General features: G+C 72.2%; 7 protein-coding genes. 3 read left to right on the forward strand and 4 right to left on the reverse strand.

All coding sequences use genetic code 11. From position 1 onward, the window contains the following. A partial coding sequence (locus LCH29_RS34340; protein ID WP_446465601.1) for an SDR family NAD(P)-dependent oxidoreductase occupies window positions 1-6,873 on the forward strand: 6,873 nt, incomplete at its 5' end. 77 nt (window positions 6,874-6,950) lie between these two features. On the opposite strand, the gene LCH29_RS34345 is transcribed toward LCH29_RS34340, so the two are convergent. The 3 genes from LCH29_RS34345 to LCH29_RS34355 form a co-directional block, all read right to left on the reverse strand. Continuing rightward, window positions 6,951-7,898, reverse strand: a complete 948-nt coding sequence (locus tag LCH29_RS34345) for an ACP S-malonyltransferase (RefSeq protein WP_446465602.1) — start codon at window positions 7,896-7,898, stop codon at window positions 6,951-6,953. 229 nt (window positions 7,899-8,127) lie between these two features. Continuing rightward, a complete protein-coding gene (locus LCH29_RS34350; protein ID WP_446465603.1) occupies window positions 8,128-9,435 on the reverse strand; it encodes an ABC transporter permease in 1,308 nt (435 codons plus the stop codon). Continuing rightward, window positions 9,432-10,385 (reverse strand): ABC transporter ATP-binding protein, encoded by a 954-nt coding sequence (locus LCH29_RS34355; protein WP_446465604.1) that lies wholly within the window; start codon window positions 10,383-10,385, stop codon window positions 9,432-9,434. Before LCH29_RS34355 ends, LCH29_RS34350 begins: the two co-directional genes overlap by 4 nt. A 458-nt stretch (window positions 10,386-10,843) precedes the next feature. On the opposite strand from LCH29_RS34355, the gene LCH29_RS34360 reads away from it, so the two are divergent. Next, on the forward strand, window positions 10,844-11,476 hold the full coding sequence (locus LCH29_RS34360) for a thioesterase II family protein (protein ID WP_446465605.1): 633 nt from the start codon (window positions 10,844-10,846) through the stop codon (window positions 11,474-11,476). Window positions 11,477-11,541: 65 nt separating this feature from the next. Continuing rightward, complete coding sequence (locus LCH29_RS34365; RefSeq protein ID WP_123100743.1) at window positions 11,542-12,954, forward strand: class I adenylate-forming enzyme family protein; 1,413 nt, start codon at window positions 11,542-11,544, stop codon at window positions 12,952-12,954. Window positions 12,955-13,186: 232 nt separating this feature from the next. On the opposite strand, the gene LCH29_RS34370 is transcribed toward LCH29_RS34365, so the two are convergent. Beyond that, window positions 13,187-14,848 (reverse strand): flavin monoamine oxidase family protein, encoded by a 1,662-nt coding sequence (locus tag LCH29_RS34370; RefSeq protein ID WP_446465606.1) that lies wholly within the window; start codon window positions 14,846-14,848, stop codon window positions 13,187-13,189. Window positions 14,849-14,865 lie beyond the last annotated feature (17 nt).

Consider the following 14,865-nt stretch of genomic DNA (forward strand, 5'->3'; position numbering starts at 1 on the left):
CAGGGCAACTACGCGGCGGCGAACGCCTTCCTCGACGCCCTCGCCCAGCACCGCGCAGCCAACGGCCTCCCCGCCACCTCCCTCGCCTGGGGCCTGTGGGCCGAGTCCGGCGGCATGGCCGGAGACCTGGACGAGGCGGAACTCGCCCGCCTCCAGCGCGGCGGCATCGCCGCCATCACCGCAGCCCAGGGCCGCGAACTCTTCGACGCCGCGACGAACACCACGAGCGACGCACTCCTGGTCCCGATGCCGCTCGACATGGCGGCCCTCCGCGCCCAGGCAGGCGTCGGCATGCTGCCGCCCCTCTTCCGCGGCCTGGTACGGGCCCCCGCCCGCCGCGCCGCACAATCCGCCGCCGCGTCCGCGCAGTCCGGCGCGCTCGCCCAGCAGCTGGCCGGAAAGGCCGACGCGGAGGCCGAGGCGATCGTCCTCGCGCTGGTCCGTACGCAGGTGGCGGCCGTACTCGGCTATGCCGGGCCCGAGGCGGTGGAACCGCAGCGCGCGTTCAGCGAGGTCGGCTTCGACTCACTCACCGCCGTCGAGCTGCGCAACCGCCTCACCGCCGTCACAGGCGTACGGCTCCCGGCCACGCTGATCTTCGACTACCCGACCCCCGCAGCTCTCGCCACGTACCTCCGGTCCGAGGCGCACGGCAGCAGCGAGGCCGACACAACAACCCCCACCGCCACCACCACCCCCCACGACGACCCGATCGCGATCGTCGCGATGAGCTGCCGGTTCCCCGGCGGGGTGACCTCGCCCGACGACCTGTGGAAGCTGGTCACCGAGGGCACGGACGCCATCACCGACATGCCCACCGACCGCGGCTGGGACATCGAGGCGCTGTACGACGACGACCCCGACCAGCAGGGCACCAGCTACGCCCGCAACGGCGGCTTCCTCCACGACGCCCACCACTTCGACCCGGTGTTCTTCGGGATCTCGCCGCGCGAGGCCCTGGCGATGGACCCGCAGCAGCGGCTGCTGCTGGAGACCACCTGGGAGGCGTTCGAGCGCGCGGGCATCGACCCGGCGACCGTGCGCGGCAGCCGGACCGGTGTCTACACCGGCGTGATGTACAACGACTACGGCACGCTGCTGCACCGCGCGCCCGACGGCCTCGAGGGTTACATGGGCACCGCCAGCTCCGGCAGCGTCGCCTCGGGCCGGGTGTCGTACACCTTCGGCCTGGAGGGCCCGGCCGTCACCGTCGATACGGCGTGTTCGTCGTCGCTGGTCACCCTGCACATGGCGGTGCAGGCGCTGCGCAATGGCGAATGCTCGCTCGCGCTCGCGGGCGGTGTGACCGTCATGGCGACCCCCGGCACCTTCGTGGCGTTCAGCAAGCAGCGCGGCCTCGCGACCGACGGCCGCTGCAAGCCGTTCGCCGCCGCCGCGGACGGCACGGCCTGGGGCGAGGGCGTGGGCATGCTGCTCGTGGAGCGGCTGTCGGACGCCCGGAAGAACGGCCACCCGGTGCTCGCGGTCGTCCGTGGCTCCGCCATCAACCAGGACGGCGCGTCCAACGGTCTCACCGCGCCCAACGGCCCGTCCCAGCAGCGCGTCATCCGCCAGGCCCTGGCGGGGGCCCGGCTGTCCGCCGCCGAGGTCGACGTCGTCGAGGCGCACGGCACCGGGACGACGCTGGGCGACCCGATCGAGGCGCAGGCGCTGCTCGCCACCTACGGCCAGGAGCACACCGAGGACGAGCCGCTGTGGCTGGGCTCGGTGAAGTCCAACTTCGGCCACACCCAGGCCGCCGCGGGCGTGGCGGGCATCATCAAGATGGTCAAGGCCATCGAGCACGGTGTCCTGCCGAAGACCCTGCACGTGGACGAGCCGTCCGCGCACGTGGACTGGACGGCGGGCGCGGTGTCGCTGCTGACCGATCAGCAGGCATGGCCGGACACCGGCCGCCCGCGCCGCGCCGCCATCTCCTCGTTCGGCATCAGCGGCACCAACGCGCACACCATCATCGAGCAGGCGCCCACCGAGGAACCGGCGAAGCCCGCACGGACGCGGCAGCCGGGCCCGGTGCCGTGGGTGGTGTCGGCGAAGAGCGAGACGGCGCTGCGCGCCCAGGCCGAGCGGCTGCTGACGCTCCTCGCCACCGACGACGGGCCGCGCCCCGCCGACATCGGCTACTCCCTGGCCACCACCCGCGCACCCCTGGAGCAGCGCGCCGTGCTGGTGGGCACGGACCGCGACGACTTCACCGCCACCCTGACGGCGCTGGCCCGGGGCGAGGCGGCGCCGCACCTGATCCAGGGCACCGGAACGGCCGACAAGACGGCGTTCGTGTTCCCGGGGCAGGGCTCGCAGTGGGCGGGCATGGCGGTCGGGCTGATGGACGCCTCGCCGGTGTTCGCCGCCCGCATCCACGAATGCGCCGCCGCACTCGCCGAGTTCACCGACTGGTCGCTGGTCGAGGTGCTGCGAGGCGCGGAGGACGCGCCGTCGCTGGAGCGCGTCGACGTGGTCCAGCCGGTGCTGTTCTCGGTGATGGTGTCCCTGGCGGACCTGTGGCGCTCGCTGGGCGTGCGGCCGTCCGCCGTGGTCGGCCACTCGCAGGGCGAGATCGCCGCCGCGTGCGTGGCCGGGATTCTGTCGCTCCAGGACGCCGCACGCGTGGTGGCGCTGCGCAGCCAGGCGATCGGCCGGGTGCTGGCGGGCAAGGGCGGCATGGTGTCCGTGGCGCTGCCCGTATCCCAGGTACGGGAGCGGATCGCGGCGTGGGGTGAGGAGCGGATCTCGGTGGCGGCCGTCAACGGCCCCTCCGCCGTGGTGGTCTCCGGTGAGCCGACGGCACTGGAGGAGCTGCTGGCGTCGTGCGAGGCGGACGAGGTCCGGGCCCGCCGCGTCCCGGTGGACTACGCCTCGCACTCCGCGCAGGTCGAGCTGCTGCGCGACGAACTCCTCACGCTCCTCGCCCCGGTGCGGCCACAGCCCGCCCAGGTGCCGTTCCTCTCCACCGTGACGGGGGAGTGGGTCGAGGGCCCGGAGCTGGACGCCGAGTACTGGTTCACCAACCTCCGTCGCACGGTCGAACTCGAAGACGCGATCCGCCGTCTCCTCGACGAGGGCTTCGGGGCGTTCATCGAGTCCAGCGCCCACCCGGTGCTGGCGATGGGTGTCCAGGAGACGGCCGAGGACGCGGGACGCACCGCGGCCGCGATCGGTTCGCTGCGCCGCGACGAGGGCGGTCTGGAGCGCTTCTGGGCGTCCCTCGGCGAGGCATGGACCCGTGGTGTCCAGGTCGACTGGGAGGCGGTGTTCGAGGGCACCGGCGCGAACCGCGTCGCGCTGCCCACGTACGCCTTCCAGCACGAGCGGTACTGGATCGAGGTGCCCCTCTCGGTGGGCGATGTCGCGTCCGCCGGGCTCGGCGCCGCCGGGCATCCGCTGCTGGGCGCGGCCGTCGAACTCCCCGACTCCGACGGCTTCCTGCTCACCGGGCGGCTCTCCCTCCAGACCCACCCCTGGCTCGCCGACCATGCCGTGTCCGGCACGGTGCTGCTGCCGGGGACCGCCTTCGTGGAGCTGGCGATCCGGGCCGGTGACCAGGTCGGCTGTGGTGTGCTGGAGGAGCTGACCCTTGAGGCGCCGCTGATCCTGCCCGAGCGCGGCGGGGTCCAGCTGCGGCTGACCGTCGGCGCTCCCGACGCGGAAGGGCGCCGGACGCTGGAGGTCTACTCCCGCCCGGAGCCCGGCACCGGCCAGGGCGACGCCTCGGAGCACGCCTGGATCCGCAACGCGGGCGGTGTACTCGCGGCCGAAACGCCGAGCGAGACCGGAGAGGGCCTGTCCGTATGGCCGCCCGCCGACGCCGTGGCGCTCGACGTGGACGACCTGTACGAGCGGTTCGCGGCGGGCGGCTTCGGCTACGGCCCGGCGTTCCAGGGGCTGACGGCCGCCTGGCGGCGCGGCGAGGAGGTCTTCGCCGAACTCCGTCTGCCGGGCGAGCAGCACGCCGACGCCGCGCTGTTCGGGCTCCACCCGGCGCTGCTGGACTCCGCGCTGCACGGCGTGGCGCTCGGCGACTTCCTGGGCGCCGAAGCGGGCGTACGGCTGCCGTTCTCCTGGAGCGGCGTCACCCTCCACGCGGCGGGCGCCACGGCGCTGCGCGTACGGATCGCACCGGCCGGGCCGGACGCGGTGGCCCTGACCGTCGCGGACGGCCACGGCGGCGCGGTCGCGTCGGTGGATTCCCTGGTGCTGCGGCACATCGCGCCGGAGCAGCTGCGGGCGGCCCAGGTGACGTACCACGACTCGCTGTTCCGGCTGGAGTGGGCGCCGGTGCCGACCCCCTCGGCGGCTCCTGCGGCCGTCCGCTGGGCCCTGGTCGGCCAAGGCGCCGTGGACAACGGCACGGACGCCTTCGGGCTGGTCGACGCGCTGGAGGCCACCGGTGCCGAGTGCGCGATCTTCCCCGATCTGGCCGAGCTGGCGGCCGTGGTGGCTTCCGGCAGCCCCCGGCCGGATGTCGTCCTCCTCCCGCTGACCGGCCCCGCCGGAGGCGGTGGCGGCCATCTGGCGGAGGGTGCCCGGCTGGCCACGCACGCCGCGCTGGAGAGCGCGCAGGCATGGCTCGCGGAGGAGGCCTTCGCCGGGGCGCGGCTGGCGTTCGTCACCCGGCGGGCGGTCGCCACGTCCCCGGACGCCGAGGTGTCCGACCTGCCGCACGCGCCCGTATGGGGGCTGATCCGCACCGCCCAGACCGAGAACCCGGACCGGTTCCTGCTGCTCGACCTGGACCATGAGGGAACCACGGCCGACGCGCTCATGGCGGCCGTGGCCGGGGGCGAGCCGCAGCTCGCCGTCCGCGAGGGCGTGCTCCACGCGCCCCGCCTGGCCAGGGTCGCGACCCGGCAGAACGAGGACCCGGCGCCGGAGGCGGAGTTCGACCCGGACGGTACGGTCCTGATCACCGGCGCCACCGGTGTCCTCGGCGGGCAGCTCGCCCGCCATCTGGTGGCCGAGCGCGGCGTACGGCATCTGCTGCTGGGCAGCCGTCGCGGGCAGCGGGCAGCGGGCATGCCGGAGCTGGTCGACGAACTGACCGCGCTGGGCGCGCAGGTGTGCGTCGCGGCGTGCGATGTGGCCGACCGCGAGGCGCTGTCGCAGCTGCTGGCCGAGGTGGATCCGGAGCATCCGCTGACCGCCGTCGTGCACACCGCCGGTGTGCTGGACGACGGGCTGCTGTCCGCGCTCACGCCGGACCGGATCGACACGGTGTCCCGGCCGAAGATGGACGCGGCGCTCCATCTGCACGAGCTGACCCGCGACCTCGACCTCGGGGCGTTCGTGCTGTTCTCCTCCGCCGCCGGCACCTTCGGCGCGCCGGGGCAGGCCAACTACGCCGCCGCCAACGCCTTCCTGGACGCCCTCGCCGCGCACCGCCGCGCCACCGGGCTGCCCGCGCTCTCGCTCGCCTGGGGCCTGTGGGAGCAGCGCAGCGCGATGACCGGCGACATGGCGGACGCGGACGTGCAGCGCATGGCCCGCTCCGGGATGGCGCCGCTGTCCTCGCGGGACGGTCTTGAGCTGTTCGACACGGCGTGCGCGGTCGGCGGTGAGGCGGTGCTCGTACCGCTCCACCTGGACCTCGCGCCGCTGCGCGAGCAGGCCGCCGAGGGGGCGCTGCCCGCCGTGTTCCGCGGTCTGGTCCGGGCCCCGGCCCGGCGGCGTACGGCCTCCGGCGCACCGGCCGACGCCGGTGGCCCGTCGCTGGCGCGGCGGCTGGCCGGGCTGGACGCGGCGGAGCGGGAGAACGTCCTGCTGGACGTGGTCCGTACGCAGGCCGCCGCCGTCCTCGGCTTCGCGGACGCGGACGCCGTGGGCGCCACCCGCGGCTTCCTGGAGCTGGGCTTCGACTCGCTCACCGCGGTCGAGCTGCGCAACCGCGTCAACGCCGTCACCGGGCTGCGGCTGCCGCCGACGCTGCTGTTCGACCACCCGACGCCCGCGCAGGTCGCCCGGCAGCTGCTGGAGGCCCTGGTGCCCGAGGTGGACGGTACGGAGCCCGGCACCCCGGGCGACAACCCGGCGAGCGCCGAGCCGTCGGACGTGTTCGGCGCGATGATGCGGGAGGCCGGACAGCTGGGCAGGCAGGAGGAGTTCACGCGGCTGCTGATGGACGTCTCCCGGTTCCGGCCCTCGTTCGGCAGCGCCGAGGAGCTGCGCAAGGCGCCCGCGCTGGTGCGGCTGTCGCGCGGTGGGACACGGCCCGCCGTGGTGTGCTTCTCCTCGATCCTGTCGATCGGCGGCCCGCACCAGTACGCGCGGTTCGCCGCCGGTTTCCGCGGCGAGCAGGACGTGTGGGCGCTGGGCAACCCCGGTTTCGTCGCCGGGGAGCAGCTTCCGGCACACCCGGACGCGGTGATCGAGGCACAGGCAGCCGCGGTGCTGCGGCAGACGGACGGGGAGCCGTTCGTGCTGCTGGGGCACTCCTCGGGCGGTGTGCTGGCGCACGAGGTGGCCGCGCGGCTGGAGAGCGACGGGGTCTTCCCGGAGGGGATCGCCCTGCTGGACATCTACTCGCACGACCGGGACGCGGCCGTGGGCCTCCAGCCGGGGCTGAGCGCCGGGGTGGACGAGCGGAGCGCGAGCCATGTGCCGGTGGACGACACCCGGCTGCTGGCCATGGGCGCGTACTTCCGGCTGTTCGGCGAGTGGCGGCCCACCGAGGTCAAGACGCCGACGCTGCTGGTCCGGGCCGGGGAGCGGCTCTTCGACTGGTCCCGCGGCGGCGACTGGCGGTCGTACTGGGAGCTGCCGCACACCGCGGTCGACGTGCCGGGCAACCACTTCACGATGATGGAGGAGCACGCCGGGACGACGGCGCGGGCCGTCCGGGACTGGCTGTCCGGCTGACGGGCGCGTACGACAAGGGGCCGGGCCCCGCACCCTGAAGGGGGTGCGGGGCCCGGCCCGTTGATGCTCTCGCGGTGTCAGCGCTTGCGGGGCGGGCGCTGGCGCTTGCCCGGGCCCACCGTCACGACCTCGAAGTTCGACTTGGTGCGGTCCAGCCGGTGGAAGAGGTTGTCCGGGCCGGTGATGTACATCGTGGACACCCCGGCGCCCTTCAGCGCGTCCACGACCTTGGGCCAGTGGATCGGCAGGTCGAAGGTGTCCAGCAGCATCGTGCGCAGCTCGTCGGCCGTCGTCACCAGCGAGCCGTCCTGGTCGGTGACCACGGGCAGCTTCGGGTCGAGGATCTCGTACCGGGGCAGGATCTCCTCCGCGGCCCGGCGCCGCAGCTCCGCGAACGCGGGCGCGTGCACCGCCGGAACCATGGTGTACATGGAGTACCCGCCGGCCCGGCTGATGCTCTGCTTGAAGCCGTCCAGCTCCTTCTCGCGCAGCGACACCATGAAGAAGCCGTCGTCGAGGTAGCCGGAGTAGTCGTACCACTCGCCGCGCCCGCCGAGTTCGTCGAGGATCCCGGTCAGCTTCTCCTGCGGGGTGCGGACGAAGGTGTGGGTGACCGCGTCCTGGTACTCCTCCTCGAAGTACGCGTGCTCACAGCGCGCCAGCTCCGCGGTGAGCCGCACCACCTCGGGGAACGGCAGCGAACCGACGTACGCGGCGGCCGCCTTCTGCCCGAAGCTGGGGCCCACGCACAGGTCCGGGACGAGCCCGTGCTCCTCCTCGGCCCGGTCCGCGGACGCCATCGAGTTGACCAGGAAGGCTATCTGGGTCGCCTCGGAGTAGTCGTCCTCCGAGTCGCGGAGCCGGTCGAAGACCGAGTAGCCGAGGGCCTCGTCGGCCTCGGCCAGCCGCTTCCGGGCGAACGGGTCGAGGGTGAGGAACCTGCCCACCTCGGCGAAGCTGGAGGGTCCCATGCCCGGGAAGACGATGGCCTTCTTGGCCTGCTCGGATGGCTCGGTTGCCGTCATGGTGTGTGGTGCCTTCGTTCTCGGTACGGTCGGCGCTGAGGGTCCTGCTGACGGATTTCCGCGGCGTCGCGACGCCCTGCACGCTCCCCCAGCCACCGCTGGGAGGTGCCCCCGGCTCGCCGCACCGCGCGAAACCCCAAGTAGCTCCGCTACGAGGGGTCCCGCACGGCACGCCGAGAGCACGCACCGGACGCCGCTCCTTCTCCCACGGAGATCCGTCAGCAGGACCCTAGTCCTGCGCCCGCTTGTTGAAGCCGCGGATCCCGATGAACCCGTAGATCAGGATGGCCACCCCGATGGCGGAGAAGCAGATCCACAGCGGGATCGACTCCGGGGTCTTCGGCCCCGGGGTCAGCAGCAGCCCGCGCATCGCCTCGGTGATGTAGGTCAGCGGGTTGAACGTGCACAGGATCTGGAACCAGCGGACACCGTCCAGGCTCCGCCACGGGAACTGCGTGGCCCCGGTGAACATGATCGGGGTGAGCGTCATGGCGAAGACGATGGAGATGTGACGCGCGGGCGCCAGGGTGCCCAGGGTGAGGCCGACGCAGCCGCCGACCAGCCCGCCGAGGCTGAGGATGCCCAGCGTCTCCGGCATCTTCGACATCGGCCACGAGACGTCGTCCAGCAGCGCCAGACCGATCGGGATCATGACCAGGGAGCCGATCAGACCGCGCATCGCGCCGAAGACGGCCTTCTCCACCGCGACCAGGGAGACCGGGATGGGCGCGAGCAGCCGGTCCTCGATCTCCTTGGTCCAGGAGAAGTCGATGGCCAGCGGCAGCGCGGTGTTCTGAAGGGCGACCAGGAAGCTGTTGAGCGCCACCACACCGGGCAGCAGCACCTGCTGGAACCCCGGCTGGGTGAAGCCGATCTCGCCGAGCACCTTGCCGAAGACGAACAGCATGAAGAACGGCTCCACGATGACCTGGCCCAGGAACGGACCCATCTCGCGGCCGGTGACGAAGATGTCCCGCCACAGGATGAAGAAGAACGTCCGCCACCGGTTGGCGCGGCGCCGGTGGCGCCCGCCGGAGCCCTTCGCCGACCGTGCCGGAACGATCTCCGTGGACGGCCCGGCGGCCGGTTCGGGGACGGCGACGGCCGTCGCGGCGGCGCCCGCGGGAACCGGGGCGGCGGGCTCCCGTACGGCGACGGCCGCGGCCGGGGCGGGGGCCGCGGCCGGGGCGGGTGCCGGTGCCGGTGCGTTCGTAGCGGTTGCGGGGCCGGTGGCACCCGCGGGGCCTGCGGGACCGCTGGCACCTGCCGGACCGGTGGGCCGCCCGGTGCGCTTGCCGGAGGCCTGGGAGCCCGGCTTCGGCGGCGTGACGGCCAGGGTCAGCGTGTCGCCGATGTCGCTCTTCCCGTCCCCGCTCTTCTCGGAGACCACCGTGCCGCCGATCACCGTGCCCGCACCGGGTCGGCGGTCGGCGGCCGGCTGGTGCTCGCCGTCCTGGCGGCCGGTGGGCGGCTCTCCCGCGGCCTTGCCGCCGGAGTTCGCCTCTCCGTCGGGCGTGGGTCGTGTGGAGGTGGTCATCGCAGCTCTTTCCCTGTCAGCTCGACGAAGACGTCTTCCAGGCTCGCCTGGCTGACGCTCAGGTCCTTGATCTCACAGCCGGCGTCGGTCAGGACCTTGAGGCACGTGGGGAGGAGCACCGAGGACGGGGCATCGCTGTAGATCTTCATCCGGGCGCTGCCGTCGCTGCCTTCGGCGGTCCCGCCGCCGAGGATGGACTCGACCAGGTCCTTGTCGTCCTGCTGGATCATCTCGACCCGCTCGACCACATCCAGGCCGCGCACCGTGCCGAGCACCCCGTCGATCCCGTTGTGCGGCGGCTGCACCGTGACCGACAGCGCGGTGTTGCTGAGCCTGCTCGTCAGATTGTCCGGGGTGTCGAGCGCGAGCAGCTTGCCGTGGTCCACGATCCCGATCCGGTCGCAGAGCTTGGCGGCCTCGTCCATGTCGTGCGTGGTGATGACCACGGTGACGCCGCGCAGCTTGAGTTCGGCGACCCGGTCGCGCACGAACAGCTGCGACTGCGGGTCGAGGCCGGTGGCCGGTTCGTCGAGGAACAGCACGCGGGGGCGGTGCATCAGGGCCCGCGCGATCATCACGCGCTGTGCCTGGCCGCCGGAGACCTGGTCCGCCCGGGCCTTGGCGTGGTCGCCCAGACCCACCCAGTCCAGGCTCTCGTCCGCGAGCCGGTTCCGCTCGGCGCGGGACAGTCCGTGGTAACCGGCGTGGAAGGTGAGGTTCTGACGAATGGTCAGCGACCGGTCGAGGTTGTTGCGCTGCGGGACGACGGCGAAGGACTGCCGTGCCACCGCGGGCTTCGCCACCACGTCGACGCCCTGTACGAACGCACGTCCGCCGCTGGGAGCGACCCGGGTGGTCAGGATCCCGATCGTGGTGGTCTTGCCTGCCCCGTTGGGGCCGAGGAACCCGAAGACCTCGCCATGGTTGACGGTGAAGCTGAGATCGTCCACCGCCGGGGCGGGACGGCCTGGGTACTGCTTGACCAAACCGTCGACAACGACGGCGAAATCAATAGGACGTGTTGTGTTCATCGCTGTCGTCGCACCGATTTAATTGGCTTATGGAGAACATGCTTTCGCCATGTCTAACACGGCTGCTTGACTCCAGGTCAGAGACCACCCGTACGTTAGGGGGTAGGGGGAGAAGTCAGGGGGCATGAGGGGGTCCCCAGTTGTGCCCCGTGCCGCCTATGGACGCCGTGGTACCCCGCATATAACGCGTACACCGGATAGCGGTTACTAGGGGTTGTGACCGCCACAGCGGGACCATAGCCTCACGGAGTCAGCGCCTCGATCGAACATGGTCGACACGCCCCATCCGTGCACTCGTGCCCGGCCCCCTCAGTGCAATCGCGGGGATGTACTCCTTGAGCCAGGTCAAGCCCGATGATGTGGGCCTTATTCGGATATTGCAAACGGAAACTCCCAGCAGTTTCCGGCTGATCTGCTTCCCGGAGTCCGCCCACTCCACCGCGTACTACCTCTCCCTGTCCGAACTCCTGCTGCCCACCGTGGAGGTGCTAGCGATCCAGTACCCCCTCCACACCGGCTTCGCGGACGGCGCGGACGGTGAGGACGGCGAGGACGGCGAGCGGCTGGCCGACTCCCCGGAGCTGGTCGACCGGATCTTCGGCGCGCTGGGTGAGTGGATGGACCGCCCGATCGCCTTCTTCGGGCACCGGGTCGGGGCCGACCTCGCGTACCGCGTGGCCGAGCGCCTGGAGCGGGAGACCGGGACGCCCCTGCTGACCCTGTTCGTATCCGGCCGGACCGCCCACTGGGGCATGGCCCTGGGCCCGCCGGCCCTCGGCTGCCGGATCGTCGCCCTCGCCGGGGAGGGCGACCCCAAGACCCCGCTGCGCGGCGTACGGGCCTGGCGGCGGCGTACCAGCGGACGTTTCGACCTCGAGGTGTTTCCCGGGTCCCGCGGCTACCTCGATTCGAGCCGGAGAGAGGTCGTGAACCTGGTGCACGACCAACTGCTCTCGCACGTCCCCGTCGACGCCGAGTGGGAGACCGGCGCCGAAGACAAGGGAGCCTAGGCACGACACGGCCGCGGCTGCCCGTACTCCTCAGGCACTCCCCAGGGAAAAGGAAAGTACGTTCGATGACCGCGAAGATCTACGCGCTCGACTCGGTGCAGACGCTGGCCGACTTCGAGCTGGACGCGATCCGCGTCGCCGATGTGATCCGCGAGCAGCACGGGGTCGCCCCGGGCGACCGCGTCATCCTCAAGGCGGGCAACTCCGCCGCCTACGTCAGTGTGCTGTTCGCGCTCATGCACGTCGGCGCGTCCATCGTCCTGATCGACCAGCAGGAGCACCCGGACGAGACCCGCCGGATAGCCGGGCGCACCGGCGCCGCCATCGCCTTCGTCGACGACGACTCCCCGATCCACGACGACGGCCGCGTGGTCAACCTCTACGAGGTGATCGCCCCGGCCGCCGGACGGCCGCTCAGCACCCGCGAGCTGTCCTTCGACGCCTGGGCCGACCGGCAGGACGGCCTCATCATGTGGACGTCCGGCTCCACCGGCGAGCCCAAGGGCGCTGTCAAGTCCGGGCGCAAGTTCCTGACCAACCTGGAGCGGAACGCCGCCCAGGTGGGGCACCGGGAGGACGACGTCCTGCTCCCGCTGCTGCCCTTCGCCCACCAGTACGGGCTGTCCATGGTGCTCATCGCCTGGCTCACCCGCTGCTCCCTGGTGATCGCCCCGTACAAGCGCCTCGACCGGGCCGTGCAGATGGCCGGGCGGACCGGCGCGACCGTGCTCGACGCCACCCCGTCCAGCTACCGCACCATGCTCAACCTGGTCGGCCGCAAGCCGTCGCTGCGGGCGCAGCTGGAGCAGGTCCGCATGTTCTGCTCCGGCGCGGCACCGCTCGACGGCGCGCTCTCCGACGGCTACGTCGCCGAGTTCGGACTGCCGCTGCTGGACAGCTACGGCAGCACCGAGCTGGGCAACATCGCCTTCGCCACCCTGGAGAACCCGGTCTCCTGCGGCCGGGCCATGGACGGCATCAAGCTGCGCATCATCGACGAGTCGGGCGTCCCCGCCGCCCCCGGCCAGGCCGGTGAGATCGAGGTCGACACCCCGGACGCGCTGGAGGGCCACCTCGCCGAGGACGGCGGCCTCGACGCCATGCCGACCGGCTGGTTCCCCACCGGCGACCTCGGCTACCTCGACGAGGACGACAACCTCTTCGTCCTGGGCCGGAAGTTCGCGGTGCACCGCTACGGCTACCTGCTCTACCCCGAGCTGGTCGAGCGCAAGGCCGCCGTCGCCCACATCTCCACCCGGATCGTGCCGCTCCCCGACGAGCGCCGCCGCGGCGATGTGCAGCTGGTCTTCTTCGTGGAGGACGACGAGCGGCGGGACGCCAAGTACTGGCGCGAGCGGCTGTGCGACGTGCTGCCGGTCTACGAGCAGCCCAACCGGGTCGAGGTGCTGGACGCCTTCCCGCTCAACCGCAACGGCAAGCCGGACAAGAAGCGGCTCGAGGAGATCGCGCGCGGCTAGCCAGATGTGAAGGAGAAGTGGGGGCCGGGGCGGTGCACCGGCCCCCTTCTGCGTCTGGGGAAAGCCCTGGACGCAGAGCCGGGGAGGACCAGGGATACCCCTAGTGCCGCGTCAGCCAAGGTTCACCCCGCTCGCCGCCCTGGCACGGCCATCTGCGGCGTTGCCGAATCGACCGAGTAGGCCCACTACGAGGCCGANCCTCGCTACCGGGCAAACCTTGACTGACGCGGCACTAGTCGTACGGAAGCTCCACGGGCGCGAAGTCGTGGAAGCGGTCGCCCGGGCCCGGGTTGTCCGGGTGGGTGGCGCCGCCCAGGTGGTTGAGCACCCCCCACACCGCGTTGAGCGCCGTGGTCACCGCGCCCTCCGCGAACCCGGCGGTCCAGGAGACGTCGTCCCCGCACAGGAAGAAGCCGCGCTGCTCGGCGGGCATGTCGTCCTGCATGAACTGGGTGAACAGCCGCCGCTGGTAGCGGTAGTGGCCGGGCAGGTTGGACTTGAACGCGCCCATGAAGCGCGGCTCGGTCTCCCAGGTGACGGTCAGCGGCCCGCCGACGATGTGCGAGCGGATGTCGACGCCCGGGTAGATCGCGCCCAGCTGGCTCAGCAGCCGCTCCAGCCGGTCCTCGGGCGTGAGGGTGGCGACCTTCAGCGAGTCGTCGTTCCAGGTGTACGACAGGCACATCACCCCGGGCCGGTCGGGCCCGTCGTCGAACAGATAGACCCCGCGCGGCATCCGGTCGGTGAGCGTCATGCTCATCACGTCCCGGCCGGTCGCCGGGTCGGGGTCCCGCCAGAACGGCCGGTCGACCAGGACGAACAGCTTGGAGGCGCCCATGTAGTGGGTGCGCTCGACCGCCGTCCACAGCGGGGTGGGCAGCAGCTCCGGGTCGCAGTCGATCCGGTTCAGCAGGGTCCAGACGTGCGGGCTGAAGACCACCGCGGGGAACGCGCGCTCCTCGCCGCTCTCGTCCCGTACCCGGATGCCGTTCCCGGCCCGCCGCAGCCGGGTGACCGCGGGCCGCGGGCGGGCGCCGTCGTGCAGCGACGCCAGCGAGGTGCCCTCCGGCCAGTGCGCGGGCGCGGCCGGCGGGTGCTCCCACAGGCCGCGCGGCAGCTGCTGGGAGCCGCCGATGATGCCGACCTGGTGGTCGTCGGCGTCGGTGACGACGACGCGCAGGATCTCCAGCACCGAGTTGGGGAAGTCGGTGTCCCAGCCCCCGGTGCCGAAGCCGACCTGGCCGAAGATCTCCCGGTGGCGGAACGACTGGAAGGTGGGGGAGGTGGCCAGGAAGCCGTAGAAGGACTGGTCGTCGAACTCCCTGACCAGCCGGTCCCAGACGGCCTTCAGCGTGGCGGTGTCCCGCCGCTGGATGGCGTCCCGCACGGTGGACAGCTCGGCCCGCTCCTGGAGCGCCTTCTCCCAGGCGTCGGCGACCTCCTGGTAGACGGCCGGGAGGTCGTCAGGGGTGCGGGCCTGGCGGCGCCCGCCGTTCAGGTCGATCAGGGTGCTCGGGGTGGACGGCGCGAGGGGGTTCGGAAAGGGGCGGGTGGCCAGTCCGAGCGTGCCGATGTAGTGGAACAGCGCGGTCGCGGAGACGGGGAAGCGCATGGCGCCCATTTCCGCCACATATTCCGGATTCCCGGGAAAGGGCGTGGAACGCATCCGGCCGCCCAATTGCTCCGCTTCGTAGACGACCGGGCGCAGTCCCAGGCGCAGGAGTTCATACGCCGCCGTCATCCCGGACATTCCGCCGCCGATGACCGCGACTTCGGTGCCGAGCCGTTCGCTCGGCACCGCGCCCAGGCCGGCCGGATGGGTCAGCCAGTTGTCGTAGGAGAAAGGAAAGTCCGGTACCAGCATCGTCAGGGGAGACGCGGGCGCAGACGTCATGGAAAGAACCTCTTGGG

The sequence above is a fragment of the Streptomyces sp. BRA346 genome (assembly GCF_052851135.1).

What these genes read in the sequence shown, in the direction of transcription:
- LCH29_RS34350 (WP_446465603.1), bottom strand. Translation starts at nt 9,435, where the DNA reads ATGACCACCTCCACACGACCCACGCCCGACGGAGAGGCGAACTCCGGC.
- LCH29_RS34370 (WP_446465606.1), bottom strand. Translation starts at nt 14,848, where the DNA reads ATGACGTCTGCGCCCGCGTCTCCCCTGACGATGCTGGTACCGGACTTT.
- LCH29_RS34365 (WP_123100743.1), top strand. Translation starts at nt 11,542, where the DNA reads ATGACCGCGAAGATCTACGCGCTCGACTCGGTGCAGACGCTGGCCGAC.
- LCH29_RS34345 (WP_446465602.1), bottom strand. Translation starts at nt 7,898, where the DNA reads ATGACGGCAACCGAGCCATCCGAGCAGGCCAAGAAGGCCATCGTCTTC.